Source organism: Reyranella sp. (assembly GCF_004297265.1).
Taxonomy (GTDB): Bacteria; Pseudomonadota; Alphaproteobacteria; order Reyranellales; family Reyranellaceae; genus Reyranella.
The window spans coordinates 1-19222 of record NZ_SCUT01000041.1 but is presented as its reverse complement, the minus strand read 5'-3'; the positions used below and the strand labels follow the sequence as shown (position 1 = coordinate 19222).

Sequence of the window (19222 nt, the reverse complement as noted above, 5' to 3'; positions counted from 1 at the left end):
CGCCTCCCCTTCTTGCAGCCAAATAACGGCCCTTTGGCCGTTCTCTCCGTTTGTCGCACCCAAGGATTTGAGTAAATGGCGACCAAAACCGCGACCGTAGCGCAGCCCGAAGCCACCGACGCCCGCGAGGAGGGACCCGATGCCCCTCTGCTCGACTCCCTTGGCGCCGAACTCAAGAAACTCGTCCAGAAGGGCAAGGAGCGGGGCTACGTCACCTATGACGAGCTGAACGCCGCCCTGCCGCCCGACGAAGTGTCCTCCGAGCAGATCGAGGACACGATGGCGATGCTGTCCGAGGCCGGGGTCAATGTCGTCGAGGCCGAGGAGCCGGAAGACACTGCCTCTGCGACGCAGGCTGAACCGGCCAAGACGGCGGTGGTCGCCGCCGAGGCGACGGGCGAGGATGAGGAGCTCGGGCGCACCGACGATCCCGTCCGCATGTACCTGCGCGAGATGGGCAGCGTCGAGTTGCTGAGCCGCGAGGGCGAGATCGAGATCGCCAAGCGCATCGAGGCCGGCCAGGACAAGATGATCGGCGGCATCTGCGAGAGCCCGATGACGATCACGGCGCTGCTACACTGGCGCGACGCGATCAACGAAGGCCGCATCCTGCTGCGTGACGTGATCGACCTCGAGGCAACCCAGGGCGGCGGCGCCCCCGGCGAGGGCAAGGGCGTGAACGCGGCAGCGGCCGCTCCCGCCGCGCCCCCGATGCCGCGCCCGGCCATGATGCCGAAGCTGGTGCGTCCGGCGCCACCGGCGGTGAACGGCGAAGGCGGCGAGGCGCCTGCAGCGGAAGGGGCCGAGGAGGATGACGAGAACGCCCTCTCCCTGTCGGCGCTCGAGGAGAAGCTCAAGCCCGAGGTACTGCGCACCCTCACCAAGATCTACAAAGTCTATATCGAGATGTCGAAGGTGCAGAACCGGCGCCTGTCGACGCTCGCGCGCGGCCAGAAGCCCAGCGCCGACTTCGAGAAGAGCTACGAGAAGCATCGCAAGAAGATCGTCGAGCTGGTGCGGACGGTGCACATCAACGCCGCCCGCATCGAGCAGCTCAAGCTGTCGCTGTACGACCTCAACCGCAAGCTGATGATGCTTGAGGGCAAGCTGCTGCGCACGGCCGAGAGCTTCCGCATCTCGCGGCAGGATTTCCTCGAAAATTATCTCACGCACGAGATCGATCCCAACTGGCTCGAGAAGGTCGGCAAGCTGTCCGGCCGGGGCTGGAAGGATTTTGCCAAGAAGCGCGCGCCCGAGATCGAGAAGATCCGGTCCGAGATCAAGGACATCTCCGATCACTGCGGCGCGCCGATCTTCGAGTTCCGCCGCATGTGCAAGACCGTCCAGGACGGCGAGCGCGAGATGATGCGGGCGAAAAAGGAGATGATCGAGGCCAACCTGCGCCTCGTGATCTCGATCGCCAAGAAGTACACGAACCGCGGCCTGCAGTTCCTCGACCTCATCCAGGAAGGCAACATCGGCCTGATGAAGGCGGTCGACAAGTTCGAGTACCGCCGGGGCTACAAGTTCTCGACCTACGCCACGTGGTGGATCCGCCAGGCCATCACGCGGTCGATCGCCGACCAGGCGCGCACCATCCGCATCCCCGTGCACATGATCGAGACCATCAACAAGCTGGTCCGCACCAGCCGCCAGATGCTGCACGAGATCGGCCGCGAGCCGCAACCCGAGGAGCTGGCCGAAAAGCTCGGCATGCCGCTCGAGAAGGTGCGCAAGGTCCTGAAGATCGCCAAGGAACCGATCTCCCTCGAAACGCCGATCGGCGACGAGGAGGACAGCCATCTCGGAGACTTCATCGAGGACAAGAACGCCGTCATCCCGCTCGAGGCGGCGATCCAGGGCAACCTGCGCGAAAGCACGACGCGAGTCCTGGCGACGCTCACGCCACGCGAGGAGCGCGTGCTGCGCATGCGCTTCGGCATCGGCATGAACACCGACCACACACTGGAGGAGGTCGGCCAGCAGTTCTCGGTCACCCGCGAGCGTATCCGCCAGATCGAAGCCAAGGCCCTGCGCAAGCTGAAGCATCCGAGCCGCTCGCGCATGCTGCGCAGCTTCCTCGACGAGGGCTGAGAAAGACCGCGATCGGAGATCGAAGCCGGGGCTTGTCCCCGGCTTTTTCATGTCTCTCGCGATCGCCTCACTCGCGATCGGCGATCCGTACCAGCGACGGCAGCAACCCGCTCACCGTCATATGGAGCTGGCGGATCTCCTCCATGACGGCAGACAGGTTTTCCTGGACGGCGGCGCAGTGCCGCGACGCCTCGTTGCGCGCATCGTCCAGGCCGGGATCGATGGCATAGGGATGCCCGAGGGCGCGCCCGCATTCCGCCAGCACGTCCAGCAGTACGGATGGCGCATCCGACTTGTGGGCCGGATGCATGAAATCCCGGGCGGCATGTTCGATCCGCTCCAATGCCGTGACAAGACCATCGACTTCCATGGGAGTCTCCTCGGCCGACAACGGGGACGCTGTGATCTTCACCGATGCTGTCACCGGGCTCCCCCGCGCACAAGCCCGCCCGCCGTCACCCGGTCAGTGCAGGTGCCTGGCCAGCCAGGACGGCTGGCGACGCAGAAAGGCCTCCAGCCTGGCCTCGTAATCGGCCGCAACGGCGTCTCGGACCGACGGCCGGGCCGCCAGCGCCTGTCGCCAGGTCTGCACCTTCGGCAGGCCCTCGAACACGCCGAGATCGATGAAGCGGTCGAAGACGTCGAAGTAGCGGAAAGCCGGCGCGAAGACCGCATCGACCAAACTGAAGCGCTCGCCCGTGAACCACGGCCCCACCCCGAGTTCTCCTTCGAGGCGCACGAACTTCTCGCGCAAGATCCGGGCCTTGGCCTGGAAGGTCGCCTGGTCCGGCGTCGTTTCCACGGTCCAGATGTCGGCCAGGATCGACGAGCCGAACTCCATCCACGCGCGATGCCTTGCCCGCACGAGGGCGTCCTGGGGATGAAGCTTCGGGCCGCGAGTCTCATCGAGATATTCGACGATGACGGCGCTTTCGAAGAGTACCTCACCGTCGACTTGCAGAAGCGGCACCTTGCCGAGCGGCGAGATCGCCTTGAACCACCCCGGCTTGTCGGCAAGGTCGACATCACGCCGCTCGAAGGGAATCCCCTTCTCGGCCAGCGCGATGGCCGCGCGTTGCACATAAGGACAGAGGTCGAAGGAAACGAGCGTCAGCATGCCTGGACTCCATATTGATGCATTTGCATTTATATGGAGCCTGGACTTGATGCAAATGCATTTATTGTTAGAGTGTCCGCATGAGTTCGCCCGCCCCGCCCGATGCCGTCATCCGTGCCTGGGCCCGCCTGGAACGAGCCCATCGGGCCGCACAGTCGACCGTCGAGGCACGCCTAAGGAAAGCCGGACTGCCTCCCCTCGCCTGGTATGACGCCCTGCTCGAACTGGAGAGGGCCGATCCGGCGGGCCTGCGTCCCTTCGAGCTGCAGAAGGAGATGCTGTTTGCCCAGTACAATCTCTCGCGCCTCATCGATCGCCTCGAAGCAGCGGGCTACGTTGCGCGCTCGGCAAGCGAAGAGGATGGTCGCGGCCAAAGACTGACCATCACCAAATCCGGCCGAGCGATCCGCCGCCGCATGTGGCCCGTCTATGCGGACGCCATCGCCGCCGCCGTCGGGAGTCGTCTTTCGGAATCCGAGGCGACCACCCTGGGTGATCTTCTCAGTCGTCTTTACGTCAGGGCCTGATCAGCCGAACCGCAGCAGGGGCACGGCGACCGCAGCCAGCAGGACGGCCGCGATGCGCGTGCGCGTGAAGGGTTCCCTGAGCCAGAAGACGGCGATAAGCACCGCGAAGATCGCGCTCGTGTCGCGGAGCGCCGCCGCCGGGGCGATGGGCGCATGGCTCCAGACCCAGAGGATGAGCAGGTAGGATCCCATGGCCGCGACGGCGATCGGCAGGGCGATCGCCCAGTGTGCCCTCACCTGCGCCCAGGGCGGCCCGCCGCGACGCTGCCGCCATGCCATGGCCGCCGCGTTGGTGATCGATACGACGAAGCCATAGGCCCAGGGCGACCCCGAGAGCCGCACGCCCTGCGCATCGCACATGACGTAGGCCGCGGTGCCGACGCCGGCCGCCAGCGTCCATGCCATCGCGGCCCGTGTGATCCCCTGCCCTCTCGCGGTGTCCCAGGCGAGGACACCGAGCGCGAGCGAGATGATCAGGATGCCGAGAAGTCCCGCGGGCCCAAGGCGTTCGCCCATCATGACGGCCGCGAGCGGCACAACCATCAGCACCGCCAGAGACCGGACGACGGGATAGACGAGGCCGAATCCGCCAAGCTCGTAGGCGCGCAGCAGGGCCGACACGGTGAGGACGTTCATCAAGGTCGACGCCGCGATCCAGCCGCATGACGCCAGGCTCGGGAGCCCGGACCAGAAAAGCGCCGGGACCACGAGCAGGGCACCCAGAACCATCTGGGTCGTCATCACCTGCGGGGGACTGCGGCTCGCCTTCACCGCGGCGTTCCAGCCCGCATGCAGGACCGCACTCAGCAGGGCCAGGGAAACGTCCGTCAGATCCATCGTTCAGGCCGGCCGCGGCGCCACGATAACCACGCAGTAGCGCGCGGGCTTCGGCGTCGGATTGTGATAGGTGATCGGCCGATCGAGGATCATCGCCAGGCAGTCGCCGGCACCCAGCTCAAAGCGTTCCTCCCCCAGCATGACCTCGATCAGGCCCTGCAGCACCCAGACCTGCTGGTGGGCGACGTCGGATCGCGCCGCCGTCTCGTAAGCCACGCGTGCACCTGGGGGGAAGATCACCTCGACGATCTGGATGGGTGACGGAAATCCATCCGGCGAGACGTTGCGGCGCCGATATCCCGAGGCGGGATCGCGCCATTCGACTTGGTCAGCCCGACGGGACACGGGGTGCGGCGGCGCAGCCGGTGCCTCGAAGAGCGTCGCCAGGGATACGCCGAGCCCCGTCGCCAGCTTCTCGAGGACGACGGCGGTGGGACTGCTTTCGCCGCGCTCGACCAGGGAAATCATCGAGCGGCTGACCCCGCTTGCTTCAGCCAGAGCCTCCAGGGAGAGGCCCCGTCGGCCGCGCAGTTCGCGGACACGGGCAGCGATCCGTTCGTTGATGCCGCGGTCTGCATTCTCTCTCATAGTGGAAATACTATCCATTATATTGGACGACGCATCAAGGAAATGAGAGCTGCGCTAAAACGGCAGGCGAATGCGAGGGGGGCTTGGAGTCGAGATGAAGGACATAGTCGATGAGCTGCGTGCCCAGTGCCGGGACCATCACGGCCCGGCCGGTGAGAACACGGACGCCCTCGAGGGCGATGTGCGCTGGCGAGCAGCGGCGGAAATCGAGACGCTGAGGCAGACGGTATGGCAGGCGATCGAAACGGCGCCGAAGGACGAAGGCCCCATTCTGCTTTTCTGCCCGGGCTTGGCAGGTCATGTCGCCGAGGAGGTCGTTGTCGGCACCTGGAAGTTCGACGCGAACCGCCGCTCCCTCGGCTACTGGGTAAGCGACGTCGGAGCACTGGATCCCGGCTTCGCCGAAACCGGGCCGTGGATCGAATATCGCGAACTCCAGCCCCGGCAATGGGCTCGCCTGCCGGCGCGCCCCGGCCGGAAATAGCCCAACAAAAAAGGCGGCCATGAGGGCCGCCTTTTCCGTTGTCGGTATCAGGTCTCAGGTGCGCGGCGGCAGCGGAACCTTGGAGTCCGTCAGGATCTTGACCAGGACGGGAATGCCCGCCGCGTAGTCACCCGCATCGCACTTGGCGATCGCCTGAGGAGCCGGACCGGACGGATCCGTGCGGTCGAGTTCCCGCCACTTCTTGGCGAGCGCGCGGCAGTAGGCGGCGTCATCCATCGGAGCGGCAGCCATCGTCTGCGCGATGACGATCTCGACACGGCGGTTCTGCGGCTCGCGAACGTTCGGGCCGGTCTGCACGAGCAGGCCCTGTTCGCCGCGGCCGACGACGGCGATCGCGGTGGCGGGCACGCCCTGCTGGACGAGCGCGTCCTTGACCGCATTCGCGCGGCGCAGCGACAGCGCCATGTTGTAGGTCTCGCTACCCGACGTATCGGTATGGCCGGTGGCCGTGATGCGCGCACCACCCTTCGTCTTGAAGGCAGCAGCAGCCTGGCCGACGACGTTCGTGGCCTGCGGATTCAGCTTGGCGCTGTCCCAATCGAAGAAGACCATGAAGCTCTGAGGTGCCGGCGGCGGCGGCGGCGGCGGCGCAGTGGCCGGCGCGGGTTCGTCGCAAGCGGCGATCATGAACGTGGCGGCAAGTAGAACAAACAATTTCTTGAGCATAAGCCCCTCTCCCCTATGGCCATTTAGCCGTTCGCAATATGCAAAACTGCCACTGCGTGAGCAATGCAAAAAAACTTCACAGGGACTGTTCTCAGCTCATCCGCGAGCAAATAGCGCAGGTGCCGTCGCTCCGCATGTTCCCGCAACCCCCGAGCGAATGCGCCGTTGTGATGCTGCAATATCAAACGGAGGATTTCCGGTGAAGCAAGTAGCAATCATTATCATCGCCGCCTGCTCGTTCGTCGCGGGTTGTGCCTCCTACACCGAGCGTGTCGTCGAGAAGCCCGTTCCCGCCCGCACCGCCGAGCGGACCGTCGTGTACGACAACACCACCCCGGTTCCGACCCAGACGACGACCGTCTACACGACGCGATAGGGAACCTTCCCATGGCGAAGCTGATACTGTTAGCGGCTGCCTGTATCCTGGCCGCAGGCTGCTCGATCCAGAGTGAGCGAGTGGTCGAGAAGCCGGTCCCGGCGCAGCAGACGGTCGTCTACACCCGCTAGCCGATCTTCAACTGCGCGGCTACGCGGCAAGCTTGTAGAGTTCGGCCACGTTGTCGCGCAGGATTCGTTTCCTCAGTTCGGGCGTGAGGTGGGCAGTTTGCTCCGCGATGACATCCTGGCTCCAGGGCCACGTCGAGTCACTGTGGGGAAAATCATTGGCCCACATGAGTTGATTCGGAGACAACAGGTCGGCGAACTGAAATGCCGTCCAATCGTCCTGAAACGTCAAAGTGATGTGATCGCGGAAATATTCGGAGGGCAGCCGCTCCAGTTCCTTGCCCTTCATCCAGTACCGATGACGCTTGTACGCGTGATCCATGCGGTACATGAAATGCGGCGCCCACCCGGCGTCGGCCTCGACGCAGACAACGCGTAACCCGGGGTGTCGCTCGAATACACCGCTGAAGACCAGCATGCCCATGATGTCCTGGCAGCCCCGGATGATGGAAAGGAAGCCGTTGATTTTGGGACCGCGCGGCTTCGACAGCGAGTTGTCGCCCGAGGTGGTGAGGATATGCCATGACAAGGGCAGCTCGAGGGCGACGGCGGCTTCCCAGAACGGGTCGTAGACCGGATCGTCGTAATCCTTTTCGCCGGGATTGCCCGGCATCATCACGCCCCGGAATCCCATCGCCTCGATCCGTTCGAGGTCGGCGATGCCCTCCTTGACCGTGCGCATTGCCGTCTGGCCCATGCCGACGAGCCGGTCGGGTGCATAGGCGCAATAGGACTGGAGCCAACGATTGTAGGCGTCGAAGCAGGCCTTCTTGAAGTCGAAGTCGGGATGGTTGCAGATCAGCATGCCCACGGTCGGATAGATGATCTCGGCCGCGACACCATCCCTGTCCTGATCCTGCAGGCGGGTGGAAGGATCCCAGCCGCTGCGGTGCAGGTCCTCGAACTTGGCGCCGCCGATCCTGATGTCCTTGGGCGCGACGCCGGCGGCTGCGATCAAGCCCATCGGCACCGGCGTCTTCATGCCGTCCACGACGTAGATGTCACCCATTCCGTCGTGGCGCACGACGTGCGGCGCGCGCGCGCGATAGGCGGGGTCGATATGGTCGCGGTAGCAGCCAGGTGGCTCGGTGATATGGGAATCCGCAGAAATCGGGCGCCAGTCCATCCGTTCCTCCATTTTATCCGGTCGAGGGTAGGCAGAGGCCCGGAGGCCCGGCAAGCTGCGGAACTGCCTCCGTTTCGGCCGGCGGCAGCGGTTGAACCGCCCCCAACCGTGTGGCATACCCCCGCCGCGCGCTGCCGTAGCTCAGTGGTAGAGCACCCCCTTGGTAAGGGGGAGGTCGACAGTTCAATCCTGTCCGGCAGCACCAGCGCTTCTTCCTCCTTGACGATCAAGGGGATGCCGGCCCTTCTCGTTGGGTGTTAAAAACGGTCCGAGATGGCGCAAAGCAATAAAGTTGCATGGGTCGGCGCTGGCGCACTCGCGGTCGCCGTGATCTCGCTTGCCATCGTGTTCGGCTTGCCCGATCTCCAGGTCGGCAGCGCCCAGAACAGTTCCGAGGTGAACGGCCCGCTGATTTCGCGAGGCTACACCGATGCGCCGGCAGGCACGGCGGTCATCGCCGGCGACCCGGTCGGCGGCTCGGTCCTCAGCGAACTGCGCATCAAGAACGGCCAGGCCGTCAAACGTGGCGAGATCATCGCGGTGCTCAACAACTACGCCACGGCGGACGCCGAAGTGCGCAGGATCGAATCGGAGCTTGCCAAGGCGCGCCGGCAGCGCGAATCGATGATTTCTGGCTACAGGACCGCCGAGATCGCGCTGCAGGAAATATCGGTGAAAACGGCGTCCGAGGAGAACCGGCTCAAGGAACTCGAACTGTCCCGGTCGAGTGTGCCTCCCGACCAGAAGCAGCTCCAGTCCACACTCTCCCAACAGTCGCTGGAGCGCGAGGAAGCGAAGCTCAAGTTCCAGAAGGAAGTGCTCGCGGCCGATCTGGCGCAGACCGAATCCAATATCGCCATCCTCGAAGCCAAGATGGACGAAGCCAAGATGGAGCGCGAGCTCGCCATGGTGCGCTCGCCGCTCGATGGTGTCGTGGTCGACATCTATACGCGTCAGGGTGAGCGGATCTCGTTCAGGGGCATCGCTAAGATCGTCGATCTCAACCAGATCCGCATCTTCGCCGACGTGGACGAAATCCACCTGCGCAGCGTGAAGCCGGGCGGCAAGGTCGAGTTCACCTTCCAGGGCAGCCGCACCATTCATGTCGGGACGATCACCCGCACGCCGCTGACGGTGAAGCGCACGAAGCGGTCGGAAGCAGACCTCGGCGAATCCAATGCGCGGCTGGTCGAGGTGGAGATCAAGCCCGACGACCCGCAGAGCATTCCACAGATGCTCGGCCGCGAAGCCCGCGTCGTCTTCCAGTAGCGGGCTGAGCGAAGCTCAGCCCGGTGATCCCGCTTCCCCCGGAAGGAACGGAGCGCCGCCGTCAGGCGACGGCGGCCTGCCTGGGCTGCCGGTATTCGTACACGATGACCGCTGCCAGGATCGCCAGGCCGATCAGGCGCGCGGCAACGAGGCCGCCCACCCAGTCGTCGATGATGCCCGGAAAGGTGAGCGCGATGCCGGCCACGCCACAGATGACGCGCGTGCCGACGCCGAGGGGCCGCCACAGATGGCCCTGCGCCGCCGCCGCGAGCGCCACGATGCCGCCCGTTGCGCCCAGCGTGACCCACGGGATCCAGAGCCAGCTCATGTTTTTCGGCGTCTCGAGCAGCAAGCCGGTTCCGATCGGATCGAGCACGAAGATGAATGGTACGAGGAAGGCCGGCAGCGCATACTTCCAGCTCTGCAACGTGGTCACGTAGGGATCGGCGCGCGTGATCGTGGCGGCCGCGAACGGGGCGAGCGCAGTTGGCGGCGACACTTCCGAAAGCACGGCGTAGTAGAAGATGAACATGTGCGCGGCGTAGTCCGGGATGCCGAGCTTGATCAGCGCAGGCGCCGCGATGACCGCACACATGATGTAGGAGGCCGTCACCGGCACGGCGAGTCCGACCACCCAGACGATCAGCGCCGTATACATCGCCGTCCAGAAGACCGAGCCACCGGCCAGGTCGATGACGATGGACGAGAACTTAAGCGCGAGACCCGTCTTGGTGATGACGCCGACGATGAGGCCGGCGCAGGCACAGGTGGCGGCAACGCCCAGCGCCTGGATCGAGCCGTCGGCCAGCGCCTGGAAGAGCCGGCCGGGCCAGAGCGCCGTGTCGGCGCGCATGTAGCTCACCAGGATGGCGAGCAGGATCGACCAGAATACGGCATAGGTCGCCGAGAAGCCCCACACCATCAGCACGACCACCGAGATCAGCGACGTGAAGTGAAAGCCGTAGCGCGTCATCAGCTGCTTCATCGTCAGATCGACCGTCGGATCGACGGCGCGCAGCCCATACTTGCGCGAATCGATCTCGGTCATCATCAGCAGGCCGAAATAGTAGAGGCAGGTGGGAATGAGCGCCATCCGCACGATGTCGAGATAGGACATCTTCAGGTATTCGGCGATCAGGAAGGCGGCGGCGCCCAGCACCGGCGGCGACAGGATGGCGCCGAGGCCACCCGCCGCCAGCAGGCCGCCCGCCGCCGACTTGCCGTAGCCCGCCTCCTTCATGATCGGCCAGGCGACGGTGCCGATGGTCACCGTGGTGGCGACGCCCGAGCCCGAAGGACCGCCCAGCAGGAACGACGACAGAACGACCGCACGGCCGGCGGCATTGGGCTGGCCCTTCATGGCGCGCAGCGAGAAATCGATGAAGAAGCGTCCTGCGCCGGACGCCTGCAGGATGGCGCCGAAGATCGTGAACAGGATGATCAACGTGGCCGAGACGTCGATGGCCGAACCGAAGATGCCGTTCAGGGTCATGTATTCTTCGGCGATCATGTCGGACAGCGGATAGCCCTTGTGCGTCCACGGGGCGGGCAGGTAGTTGCCCCATAGAGCGTAGGCGAAGAACACGATGGACAGGATCGGCATGATCCAGCCGGTTGCCCGACGGGTCGATTCGAGAACCAGCAGGATCAGCAGACCTCCGATCACCAGATCGGTCTGGGTCGGCGAGACATAGCGGTCGAGGAAGTCGTCGGACGCGGCAAAGTCCGTCCAGCTGCCGCCCGTCATCATGTACCAGATGACGACGATCGACAGACCGGCCGCCACGATGTCCCAGGGAGCGACCCGGTTGCGCCAGCTCTTCGCCGCCGGGAACAGCAGGAAGACCAGCGACAGCGCATAAGCGACATGGATCTCACGCAGCGACTGCGTGTCGACGGTCGATGCCGCGGCGTAGAGGTGGAAGATGGTCATCGTGAAGGCGAGGAAAGTGAGGACCTTGCCCCACCAGCCCACGAACCTGTGGATGCCGCCTTCTTCCTGCTCGACGAGCTCCTCGATCTTGCGCTTTTCCTCGTCGCTCAGCAGCTCGGCCTGGACCGTCATCGTTCTTCCCACCCCAAAATGGAAACGGGGCCCTCCTGTTGGAGGGCCCCGCTAGTATTCCTGTCTTTACGACAGCTTGATGCCCTTCTCGGCGAAGAATTTCATCGCGCCGGGATGGAACGGCACCGACGAGTTCGTAGCCTTCTGGTTCTCCGGCGTCATGTCGATCGCTGCCTTGTGCGTCGCCACCAGGTCGGCCTGGTTGTCCCAGAGCGTCTTCGTGATCGTGTAGGCTTGGTCGTCGCTCATGGAAGCCGGCACGACGAGGATGTTCCAGATCGCGATGACCGGCACCGCCGCATCCTGGTTCGGATAGGCCTTGGCCGGAATCTGGCTGGCCGCGAAGACGGGGCCGTACTTCTTGTTCAGCGCCGGCACCAAGTCGGCCGTCGAGATCAGCTTGATCTTGATGCCCTGGGTCGCCGCCAGATCGGTGATCGCCGCGACCGGCGGCCCGCCGTTGAAGAAATAGCCGTCGAGCTTGCCGTCCTTCATGGCATTCGTGCTCTCGGCCGGCGACAGGCGTTCGCGCTTGATGTCGCTGAGCTTCAGGCCGAGTTCGTCGATGATACGCAGAGCCATCACCTCGGATCCGCTGACGGGGGCGCTGGTCGAGATGCGCTTGCCTTTGATGTCGGACAACTTGTTGATCCCGGTGCCCTCCATGGTCACGAAATGCACCAGGTTGGGATAGACCACCGCCAGGGTGCGCGATTCGACCGGCTTGCCGACGAACTTGTCGAGGCCCTTGATGGCATCATAGGCCGTGTCGCACTGGGTCAGTGCCATCTGCGCCTTGCCGTCCCGGATCATGTGCATGTTGGCGACCGAGCCTGCCGTCGCCTCGGCGGTGACCGCCCAGCCCGGCACCTTCTTGCTCAGGATGTTCGCCATCGCGCCGCCGAGCGGATAGTAGACGGCACCCGTGGTGCCCGTGGCGATCGAGAACTGGGCCTGAGCAGCGGCCGGCAATGCTCCCCCGACCAGACCAAAGGCGCTGGCGGCCGATCCGGCGGCGATGAACTGACGTCGATTCATATGAAGCTCCCTGATGTTCGTTTCTCTCCCCGAACTGGCGCGGAAGAAACCACGCCTGCCGAATGGAGGCAACACGCACAAATAGCGGGTTTTCGGAATGCAGCCTCCGCTTGCCAGAATCGCCCAAGAACCAGGCAGTCATCGGTGCTGACCTGACGGCTGGGGACGAAAAACCCGGGCGAGGAGCCATATCACGCGAGCTTGCGGTAGTATTCTGACAAGGCCGGCCCGGCCTCGATACAACCCCTTCGGCGACAAGGATCGCCACGTCGGCGTTGCGGCGGGGAGCTGCCTTTAATTGAAATGATTGCCGTGTATGCTCGACGCGTGGTTCACAATCTGACCTTGGTCCATCTGCTGTTGGTCGGAGCGGCCGGGGGCTGCATCTACCTTTCGCTGCGCGAGGTGCGGCGGCGCTATATCTCGACGTGGCGCCTGTTTGCTCCCGCCATCCTCGCGCTGTTCGCGGGTGCCATCCTCTCCCTCCTCCAGTTCGCCGAACACCAGCCGCCGTGGCTGTTCGGCGCCGCGCTCGCCGCCGGATTCGTTGTTGGCGCGGCCCGCGGGATTATGATCGGCATCAGGCACGACATGTACCGGCCACAGGTGAACCTCACGCAGGCCGCCAAGCTCCTTCTCGTTTGGGTGGCGGTCCTCCTGGGTGCCGCCGTCGCCGTGGAGTGCCTGGGTGCGTTACTGGCCAGTCCGCACCTGGAGATTTTTCGCCTGGGAGCGGCGCTCGTCGCCATGTTCTGTGGAAGTGCCATGCTCGGCCGGGCATTGCTTCTGACCATCCGGCTGCACCGCGCCGACCGCGGCAGCAGTTAGGGATCTCGCCGCGGCGCCAGGGTGAAGGATTCGAAAAAGCGTCGGGTCGCCGGCGCCGTCTGAACCCCGGCCCTTCCGACCACGATGAGCTGATAGAGCGTGTCACCCGCATAGATGGCGCGGGTTGCCAGGATCCAGCCATCCTCCTCGTGGACGAAATCACGTGCCGGGGCACCGGAGACGGTCAGCTGCCGGTCGGCGAGCAGGTGGCCGGGCCGGCCGTCTCGGCTGTTCAGCAGCATTTGCGCTGGCGTGAGGTCCGCCGGCATCTTCCGGTAGGGCGTGTGGGAGAAGAAATATTCGGTGGCGCCCAGGGTGACGGTGCGCTCGATCTGGTCGGCGACCTCTCCGGTACCATTGACCGTCACCTCTTGTACCGATCGCTCGGGCGGGCCGGGCATCTCGACCTTGAACTTGCTCTCGTTCACCTCAGTCCATTGCTGCGCTGAGACCGGCGCCACAACGCCCGCGGCCAGTATCAAGCTGCTTGCCAGCGCGACAGTAAACCCGCGCACGACCCGCGATAGTGCCATTTCCTTCCCCCGCTCTCCCCAGAGCTGCTGCCAGTTTCACACGACCAACCGGATTGCGCAAAAAAGCCCCGCTTCCTTGCGGAAACGAGGCACCGCTCCTTTGGGGAGAGACAATGGGTGATGAAGCAGGGCTATCCCCTTCTCACCGACCAGGCGAGGGGGCATGACGCGCCGCTGCTCAAGGCTGGCCAAGGTCGGCCTGCCTTGATCGCAGGCAGGCGGCCGGCAAATGGCTCTCCGGCCGGAACCCCGTCTCCTGGCCCCCGTTGCACGTCCAACCGACACTTAGGGGGCCGGTGGGGCCCATTGGCATCAAGGAGCCGTGATTCATGCCGGACGCACAGGTGCGGATCAGCGCAGAGGAGAAGCGTCTCCTCAGGGCACTGTCCGTCGGCCAAACCGTGAGGCTGCCGTCGGCGCACCGGCTGCGCCTGGAATTGCTGGGGCTTTTGCATGACGGGCCGAGCGGTCCCCGGCTTACATCTTTGGGCAAGCGTTACGCAGAAACTGCCGTCACGGAAGATGAAAACAAGGGCGGGAGCACGGCAAATGGGTCGGCGGTCAAGCGTGACCGGCTAGGCCGGCGCATGCCTCACGGCCGTGCCCTGCCGTTCTGAGTGACATCCATGCCGATACGGCCTGGGCCTGCCTCTTCGTTCGTTAGGGGACCGACCGGCAAACGGGCGCATGCGTACAGTCACGGCCATTCCAAGGCCGATCAACAGGCTACGCGTGCGAGTCACCGCGGTGTCCCGGCGAACGAGGAAATAGCTGCAGTGACGTCTGCCTTCGAACCGAAGAACCTTTTCCTTTCCGCCCTGCCTGCCGCCGAACAAATCCGGCTGAGGCCCCATCTCGCCTTCCACCGGCTATCCCAGGGACTGGTGCTCCAGGAACCCGAGCAGCGGATCGAGCACGTCTATTTCGTCGAAAGCGGCATGATCTCTCTGGTTGCCATGATGCAGGACGGCGCGGCCATCGAGACCGCGACACTCGGCCGGGAAGCCATCCTGGGATCTCTCTCCGCGCTGGGCAATCATACGGCTGGCACGCGGGCCATCGTCCAGATCGACGCGACGGCCTGGCGAATATCCGTGGCCGACTTCCGCTCTGCCGTCGACCAAAGTCCTGTCTTGCGTAAGATGGCGCTGTTGAGCAGTGAGCTGATGCTCGCCCAGATGCAGCAGACGGCCGCCTGCAATGCCCTCCACACGGCCGATCGGCGCCTGTGCCGCTGGATCATCCAGGTTCGGGATCGCATCGATGAGGATGTGATTCGGCTCACGCACGATTTCCTCGCCCAGATGCTTGCGGTGAGGCGCCCCACCGTCAGCCTGATCGCCTACGGGCTTCAGCAGGCGGGCTTGATCCGGTACCAGCGCGGCAAGATCGCGATCCTCGACCGCGCCGGACTCGAGCGCGGCGCCTGCGAATGCGTCGGGGTTTTGCGGGAGAAAACGCGCCGCATCATCGGCGGCGTGGCCTGAATTTTACCCGTGCAGTCGGTTGGTGAAGCGCGCGTTTCCCAGCCCCGTGCCGATCGTCAGCACGCCCCAGCGGAAAACGTCCTTCAATTGAGGGAGTTCGCTCAGGCCCTGCACCACCGCATCGTTGTGGATCAGGACAACGGGTTCGTGCCCGTGGATGCGCGGCAGCCGGCCGGCTAGGGCCGATACGAGATTGAAGCCGTCCTCCTGCCAGTTGCCCGGAAGATTCTGTCCGCCGTTCAGGATCGCACCGCGGCCGTCGATGAAGCCAGGACAGGCGATTCCCATGAACGGCGCAAGCTTGAGCTTCGCGTCAATCGCCCGTTGCACGAGACTGTCGGTCATCTCGGCCAGGCGGGCGACGGCTTGGTCCCGCGTCGGTCCGTCGTCCCGGTGGCGCCAATGCAGCATCTTCCAGACGGCGGCTTTGGAAACGTCGCCTTTCTTCATCCCGAGTTCGACGATGCCGACCCGAAGATTGGTGCCGCCAATGTCGGCGGCGAGGATGGCATCATGCCCGGCCAGCACCCAACTCGGGGCGAGCTGTGCGGCACCGATCAAGCCGGCCTCGTCGGGATGATGGCCGATCGGAATCAACTCTATGGAAGTCCCTTCGCCGGCGAGCAGGACCTGGGCACGTCCCATCGCAAGCTGGCCGATATGGCTCGAACTCAAGCCACCTCCGATCACGATGCGCTCGGTTTCCTGCCAGCCTTCGAGACGCAGGAAGCGTTGCACGACGGTCGCCAGTTCATGGGCGAATTCCTCGATGGCGGTATGGACGAGACCTGCCGCCACCGTGTCGGTTCCCGCCAGGACCTTTTCGAGCCTCGATTTCGAGATCTCGCTTGTCGGCGTGTCGCCGAATGGGTCCTCGTCGAGTGACGAAGCGACGCGCTCGCGCCAATCGTCGAGGATTGCGCGAAAGGCGCGACCGCTGGCACGGTCGCCCACGAATCCTTCTTCATCCCGCAATTCCTCGTTGTAAGTGTCGACGGTCACGGCCGGGAGCACGCGGGCGCCGTGTCCCAGCACGGGGGAAAGTCCACCCGGTTCGGACGATGATGGGAAGGAGCTTTCCGCGCTCCTGCCGACCGGTTCATCATGCACGCCGATACTGTCCACCGGTTCCCTCCCGAAGCGGCCCCCGGGGCCGCAGCGAATCCAACGGCATCAGCGCCTCGGAGTTGCCCGCAACGATCCGCTCACCGGCTCGTTGGCGCCGCATGTCGCGATCCTCCTCGACCGAGCAATTGATGAGCGGGCATGGATTGACGCGGGGGACACGGGCAATGCTGGTCCTCCGTCGTCAGCGCTGTGGCAAGGGCTTCCGCTTCGTCGACGCCCAGGGCGCCACGATCACGGATGCGCCCACGGTCTCTCGGCTCAGATCTCTCGCCATGCCCCCCGCCTATGTGAACGTGCGCTACGCGGCGAATCCCACGGCGCACCTGCAGGCGGTCGGCGAGGACGCCGCCGGGCGCCTTCAGTATCGCTATCATCCGAACTGGCATCGGGTTCGCGAAATCATCAAGGCCCGCAAGCTCCACAACATCGCAAGGACCCTGCCCGCCATCAGCCGGAAGGTGCGACGCTTTCTGCGCGCCGAATCCGCGGATTCGCGTCGCGCAGCAGCGGCGGTCGTCTATCTCGTATCGAAGACCGCATTGCGGGCCGGGAGCGACTCCTATGCGCGCGAACGCGGGACGCGCGGCGCGACGACGCTCCTCAAATCAAACGTGGAAATCGACGGGCTGACGGTGCGCCTCCACTTCCGCGGCAAGGGCGCCAGGATGGTGACCCGCGAAGTCCGGGACCGGACTCTGGCCGCCACCTGCAGGAACCTGCTGGTACTGCCGGGCCGGCGCTTGTTCCAGTATCGCGACGCCGACGGCGCCCTGCACGTCGTGCGAGCCGCCGACGTGAACGCCTTCCTGCGGGAAGTATCGGGCGTGCGGGTATCACTCAAGGATTTCCGCACCCTCGTTGCTTCGGCGGGCGTCATGAAGGCCCTTGCGGCTGCGCCGCCCGCGAGAACGCTTCGTGCGCGCAAGGCGTTGCTTCGTGACGCCATAGCCGCCGCCGCCCAGGAGCTCGCCAACACGCCGACCGTTTGCCGCAAGAGCTACGTCCACGAGGCGGTCATCGCGGCCTTCGAGCAGGGAGAATTACCGCCGGCAGCCGGTCGCACCCTCGAAGGAACCGCGCAGGCGCTGGCGAGAGTCGTTGCACGGCATCGCTGACCTAGAGCGGGCCACCGCCGCGGAAAAGGCTCTTGATCCGGCGCCGCGTGGACTCGCGGTCGGCCGCTTGGCGCGCTCGCCGCTCGAGCCATCTCTGGCCGACCGGGAACGCGAACTTCAGCGCAAGACCATAAGCCACCGCGAACGTTAGGGTACTCCCCAGGATCTTGGGCAGGGAGACTTCGAGACCACTTGCACAGATCGAGTAGACATAGGCGAGCGCCGTTCCTTGGCGCACCATCCACGGAACGTCGAACGAAAAGAAAAACCGTATCACGAGGGCGACCATCAAGCCGATGGCAAAGACGCCTCCCAGCATGCCAGGGAAGCCGAGATCCACGTAGTTCTCGGCCATGTAGCCAACGCTGATGGACGTGCCACCGCGCATGTTCTCCAGCACATCCACCCGGGTCAGGCGGATGAATACCTCGGTGTCCGAGAGAGCCTGCTTGTCGGGAAACAGGAAGCGTGGCTGGAAGACATGACTGAGAGCGTCGCCCCATTGACGCATCGTCGACTTTTCGGCGCTCGCAAGATCAACGTTGATCACCAGACCGGTGATGTCCACATAGGCCAGACGTTCCAGCAGGGCCTTCGAGGCCAATCCCCAATCGATGTCTGCAATACCAACGATGCGACCGAGCATGTAGCCAACGCGGTCGGACAATGTCGTCTGAAAGGCTTGCGAGTCTGCACCGCCCGTTGCCATTTCGCGGTATTCGAACTTCACCGAGGTCCAGAACAGAGCCAATGCCACCAGTCCGAACGTGGCCAGAAGGGCATAGCCGGTCGTTCGCGGCGTCCACCTGATCTGGGCGGCCAGCGCTGCGGTGCCGAGGAACACGAAGACGCCGCGGAAGTCGCCGAGCAGGCCCGTCATGCCCGAAAGGATTTCGACCCCGAGCACGGCAAACAGGAAGGGCCATCCACGCCCCACAGACATGACGGAAGTAAACAAGAGAAACGCCGCCATGATCTTGAAGCGGGCGATGGCGTCGAAGAACTGATAGAGAGCACCGCCAAAGGTGAGGCTCGCCATTTGGGTGATCAGGTTGGACCCTAGGTAGACTAGGAATACGTCGACCGGCCGCCAGTACAGGTGGGCTGCCCAATTCTCCTCTGTCGGCGGTTGGATGCCCCCCAGCACCACCTTGCACGCGAAGGCAAGCGTCACCGTCGATGCCAGCATGTACCAGTAGGCTTCGACCACCCAGGGCCCATAGATGCTCTGCGCCATGGGCTCGCCGTCGACGAGGGCAAGGAACGCGCGCGCGAACACCTGCAACCATTGGCAGAGAAGGTAGTAGGCAATGGCTGCGGGCATGGTCGGGGTGCCCACCAGTCGCAGAATGAGCCAGGGGGTGAAGGCACCGGCGGCCAGGGCCAGGGGGTCCGGGCAGGCGGGCGAGATAAAGATGAAGAGCAGCCCGAAGCCAAACGCGACCCTCCGCAGCATCGAGTAGTCGAGGCGCGGAGCGATCTGGATGGGAGTAGCGAGCGTCGAGGCCATGGCCGACGTATCTGCCTTTTGGTCTGCCAGAGTTTCCTAACCGATTTACCGCACCGGTACAGCAGAAAACCGGATTGCGCCCGGGGCATGCCCTTTACAGGCGTCCGCGATGCCCCGCCAGTCCCGATACCGTACCCAATGCCGCAGCTGGTTTCCGGAACACCGGCAAAGAAAAAGGCGGTCCGTGAGGACCGCCTTCTTCCCTGTTGAGGGTCGTCCAGCTTACTGGATGACGATTTCGACGCGGCGGTTCTGCGGCTCGCGGACGTTCGGGCCGGTCTGCAC

General features: G+C 64.6%; 20 protein-coding genes and 1 tRNA gene. 10 read left to right on the top strand and 11 right to left on the bottom strand.

Annotation, left to right across the window (positions count from 1 at the left end; translation table 11 throughout):
• Positions 1-75: 75 nt before the first annotated feature.
• Positions 76-2094 carry an RNA polymerase sigma factor RpoD gene (gene rpoD, locus EPO41_RS18060; protein ID WP_296327747.1) on the top strand — a complete coding sequence of 673 codons (2019 nt, stop codon included), beginning with the start codon at positions 76-78 and terminating at the stop codon, positions 2092-2094.
• A gap of 67 nt (positions 2095-2161) precedes the next feature.
• Here the strand turns inward: rpoD and EPO41_RS18055 are convergent, their stop codons facing one another.
• Both EPO41_RS18055 and EPO41_RS18050 read right to left on the bottom strand, forming a co-directional pair.
• Positions 2162-2464 carry a hypothetical protein gene (locus tag EPO41_RS18055; protein WP_296327744.1) on the bottom strand — a complete coding sequence of 101 codons (303 nt, stop codon included), beginning with the start codon at positions 2462-2464 and terminating at the stop codon, positions 2162-2164.
• A gap of 93 nt (positions 2465-2557) precedes the next feature.
• Positions 2558-3211, bottom strand: a complete 654-nt coding sequence (locus EPO41_RS18050) for a glutathione S-transferase family protein (protein WP_296327743.1) — start codon at positions 3209-3211, stop codon at positions 2558-2560.
• A gap of 80 nt (positions 3212-3291) precedes the next feature.
• Between EPO41_RS18050 and EPO41_RS18045 the strand changes: the two genes are divergently transcribed.
• Positions 3292-3738 carry a MarR family winged helix-turn-helix transcriptional regulator gene (locus EPO41_RS18045; protein ID WP_296327740.1) on the top strand — a complete coding sequence of 149 codons (447 nt, stop codon included), beginning with the start codon at positions 3292-3294 and terminating at the stop codon, positions 3736-3738.
• Here EPO41_RS18045 and EPO41_RS18040 read toward each other — a convergent pair whose 3' ends face one another.
• Both EPO41_RS18040 and EPO41_RS18035 read right to left on the bottom strand, forming a co-directional pair.
• Positions 3739-4575: an EamA family transporter gene (locus EPO41_RS18040; RefSeq protein ID WP_296327737.1), complete on the bottom strand. Its 837-nt coding sequence runs from the start codon at positions 4573-4575 to the stop codon at positions 3739-3741.
• 3 nt (positions 4576-4578) lie between these two features.
• Positions 4579-5163: an XRE family transcriptional regulator gene (locus EPO41_RS18035; protein WP_296327734.1), complete on the bottom strand. Its 585-nt coding sequence runs from the start codon at positions 5161-5163 to the stop codon at positions 4579-4581.
• A gap of 94 nt (positions 5164-5257) precedes the next feature.
• On the opposite strand from EPO41_RS18035, the gene EPO41_RS18030 reads away from it, so the two are divergent.
• Positions 5258-5647, top strand: coding sequence for a hypothetical protein (locus EPO41_RS18030; protein WP_296327732.1), 390 nt, complete (start codon positions 5258-5260; stop codon positions 5645-5647).
• Positions 5648-5701: 54 nt separating this feature from the next.
• Here EPO41_RS18030 and EPO41_RS18025 read toward each other — a convergent pair whose 3' ends face one another.
• Positions 5702-6334 (bottom strand): OmpA family protein, encoded by a 633-nt coding sequence (locus tag EPO41_RS18025; protein ID WP_296327729.1) that lies wholly within the window; start codon positions 6332-6334, stop codon positions 5702-5704.
• Between the two features lie 199 nt (positions 6335-6533).
• Here EPO41_RS18025 and EPO41_RS18020 point away from each other — a divergent pair, with 199 nt between their 5' ends.
• On the top strand, positions 6534-6710 hold the full coding sequence (locus EPO41_RS18020) for a hypothetical protein (RefSeq protein ID WP_295145686.1): 177 nt from the start codon (positions 6534-6536) through the stop codon (positions 6708-6710).
• 150 nt (positions 6711-6860) lie between these two features.
• On the opposite strand, the gene EPO41_RS18015 is transcribed toward EPO41_RS18020, so the two are convergent.
• Positions 6861-8018 (bottom strand): amidohydrolase family protein, encoded by a 1158-nt coding sequence (locus tag EPO41_RS18015; RefSeq protein WP_296327725.1) that lies wholly within the window; start codon positions 8016-8018, stop codon positions 6861-6863.
• 76 nt (positions 8019-8094) lie between these two features.
• On the opposite strand from EPO41_RS18015, the gene EPO41_RS18010 reads away from it, so the two are divergent.
• Together EPO41_RS18010 and EPO41_RS18005 are read left to right on the top strand one after the other, a co-directional pair.
• Positions 8095-8169: transfer RNA gene (locus tag EPO41_RS18010), tRNA-Thr, on the top strand.
• A gap of 68 nt (positions 8170-8237) precedes the next feature.
• Positions 8238-9233: an HlyD family efflux transporter periplasmic adaptor subunit gene (locus EPO41_RS18005; protein WP_296327722.1), complete on the top strand. Its 996-nt coding sequence runs from the start codon at positions 8238-8240 to the stop codon at positions 9231-9233.
• A 61-nt stretch (positions 9234-9294) separates the two neighbouring features.
• Here EPO41_RS18005 and EPO41_RS18000 read toward each other — a convergent pair whose 3' ends face one another.
• Together EPO41_RS18000 and EPO41_RS17995 are read right to left on the bottom strand one after the other, a co-directional pair.
• Complete coding sequence (locus EPO41_RS18000; RefSeq protein ID WP_296327720.1) at positions 9295-11298, bottom strand: TRAP transporter fused permease subunit; 2004 nt, start codon at positions 11296-11298, stop codon at positions 9295-9297.
• A 66-nt stretch (positions 11299-11364) separates the two neighbouring features.
• Complete coding sequence (locus tag EPO41_RS17995) at positions 11365-12336, bottom strand: TAXI family TRAP transporter solute-binding subunit (protein ID WP_296327717.1); 972 nt, start codon at positions 12334-12336, stop codon at positions 11365-11367.
• A 327-nt stretch (positions 12337-12663) separates the two neighbouring features.
• Between EPO41_RS17995 and EPO41_RS17990 the strand changes: the two genes are divergently transcribed.
• Complete coding sequence (locus EPO41_RS17990) at positions 12664-13164, top strand: hypothetical protein (protein WP_296327714.1); 501 nt, start codon at positions 12664-12666, stop codon at positions 13162-13164.
• Here the strand turns inward: EPO41_RS17990 and EPO41_RS17985 are convergent.
• Positions 13161-13697 carry a hypothetical protein gene (locus EPO41_RS17985; RefSeq protein ID WP_296327713.1) on the bottom strand — a complete coding sequence of 179 codons (537 nt, stop codon included), beginning with the start codon at positions 13695-13697 and terminating at the stop codon, positions 13161-13163. The genes EPO41_RS17990 and EPO41_RS17985 overlap by 4 nt on opposite strands.
• A gap of 329 nt (positions 13698-14026) precedes the next feature.
• Here EPO41_RS17985 and EPO41_RS17980 point away from each other — a divergent pair, with 329 nt between their 5' ends.
• Both EPO41_RS17980 and EPO41_RS17975 read left to right on the top strand, forming a co-directional pair.
• Positions 14027-14314, top strand: coding sequence for a hypothetical protein (locus EPO41_RS17980; protein ID WP_296327710.1), 288 nt, complete (start codon positions 14027-14029; stop codon positions 14312-14314).
• 159 nt (positions 14315-14473) lie between these two features.
• A complete protein-coding gene (locus EPO41_RS17975; protein ID WP_296327708.1) occupies positions 14474-15184 on the top strand; it encodes a Crp/Fnr family transcriptional regulator in 711 nt (236 codons plus the stop codon).
• A gap of 3 nt (positions 15185-15187) precedes the next feature.
• On the opposite strand, the gene EPO41_RS17970 is transcribed toward EPO41_RS17975, so the two are convergent.
• Positions 15188-16186 carry an ROK family protein gene (locus EPO41_RS17970; protein WP_296327706.1) on the bottom strand — a complete coding sequence of 333 codons (999 nt, stop codon included), beginning with the start codon at positions 16184-16186 and terminating at the stop codon, positions 15188-15190.
• 290 nt (positions 16187-16476) lie between these two features.
• On the opposite strand from EPO41_RS17970, the gene EPO41_RS17965 reads away from it, so the two are divergent.
• Positions 16477-17427 carry a DNA topoisomerase IB gene (locus tag EPO41_RS17965; protein WP_296327704.1) on the top strand — a complete coding sequence of 317 codons (951 nt, stop codon included), beginning with the start codon at positions 16477-16479 and terminating at the stop codon, positions 17425-17427.
• A 1-nt stretch (position 17428) separates the two neighbouring features.
• Here EPO41_RS17965 and EPO41_RS17960 read toward each other — a convergent pair whose 3' ends face one another.
• The gene (locus tag EPO41_RS17960) at positions 17429-18937 is read right to left on the bottom strand and encodes a hypothetical protein (protein ID WP_296327701.1); all 1509 of its coding nucleotides are present in this window, start codon (positions 18935-18937) and stop codon (positions 17429-17431) included.
• Between the last annotated feature and the right edge of the window lie 285 nt (positions 18938-19222).

Bases quoted from the DNA above. Each gene is read 5' to 3' on its own strand.
- rpoD (WP_296327747.1), top strand. From the start codon at position 76: ATGGCGACCAAAACCGCGACCGTAGCGCAGCCCGAAGCCACCGACGCC.
- EPO41_RS18055 (WP_296327744.1), bottom strand. From the start codon at position 2,464: ATGGAAGTCGATGGTCTTGTCACGGCATTGGAGCGGATCGAACATGCC.
- EPO41_RS18050 (WP_296327743.1), bottom strand. From the start codon at position 3,211: ATGCTGACGCTCGTTTCCTTCGACCTCTGTCCTTATGTGCAACGCGCG.
- EPO41_RS18045 (WP_296327740.1), top strand. From the start codon at position 3,292: ATGAGTTCGCCCGCCCCGCCCGATGCCGTCATCCGTGCCTGGGCCCGC.
- EPO41_RS18040 (WP_296327737.1), bottom strand. From the start codon at position 4,575: ATGGATCTGACGGACGTTTCCCTGGCCCTGCTGAGTGCGGTCCTGCAT.
- EPO41_RS18035 (WP_296327734.1), bottom strand. From the start codon at position 5,163: ATGAGAGAGAATGCAGACCGCGGCATCAACGAACGGATCGCTGCCCGT.
- EPO41_RS18030 (WP_296327732.1), top strand. From the start codon at position 5,258: ATGAAGGACATAGTCGATGAGCTGCGTGCCCAGTGCCGGGACCATCAC.
- EPO41_RS18025 (WP_296327729.1), bottom strand. From the start codon at position 6,334: ATGCTCAAGAAATTGTTTGTTCTACTTGCCGCCACGTTCATGATCGCC.
- EPO41_RS18005 (WP_296327722.1), top strand. From the start codon at position 8,238: ATGGCGCAAAGCAATAAAGTTGCATGGGTCGGCGCTGGCGCACTCGCG.
- EPO41_RS18000 (WP_296327720.1), bottom strand. From the start codon at position 11,298: ATGACGGTCCAGGCCGAGCTGCTGAGCGACGAGGAAAAGCGCAAGATC.
- EPO41_RS17995 (WP_296327717.1), bottom strand. From the start codon at position 12,336: ATGAATCGACGTCAGTTCATCGCCGCCGGATCGGCCGCCAGCGCCTTT.
- EPO41_RS17985 (WP_296327713.1), bottom strand. From the start codon at position 13,697: ATGGCACTATCGCGGGTCGTGCGCGGGTTTACTGTCGCGCTGGCAAGC.
- EPO41_RS17980 (WP_296327710.1), top strand. From the start codon at position 14,027: ATGCCGGACGCACAGGTGCGGATCAGCGCAGAGGAGAAGCGTCTCCTC.
- EPO41_RS17965 (WP_296327704.1), top strand. From the start codon at position 16,477: ATGCTGGTCCTCCGTCGTCAGCGCTGTGGCAAGGGCTTCCGCTTCGTC.
- EPO41_RS17960 (WP_296327701.1), bottom strand. From the start codon at position 18,937: ATGGCCTCGACGCTCGCTACTCCCATCCAGATCGCTCCGCGCCTCGAC.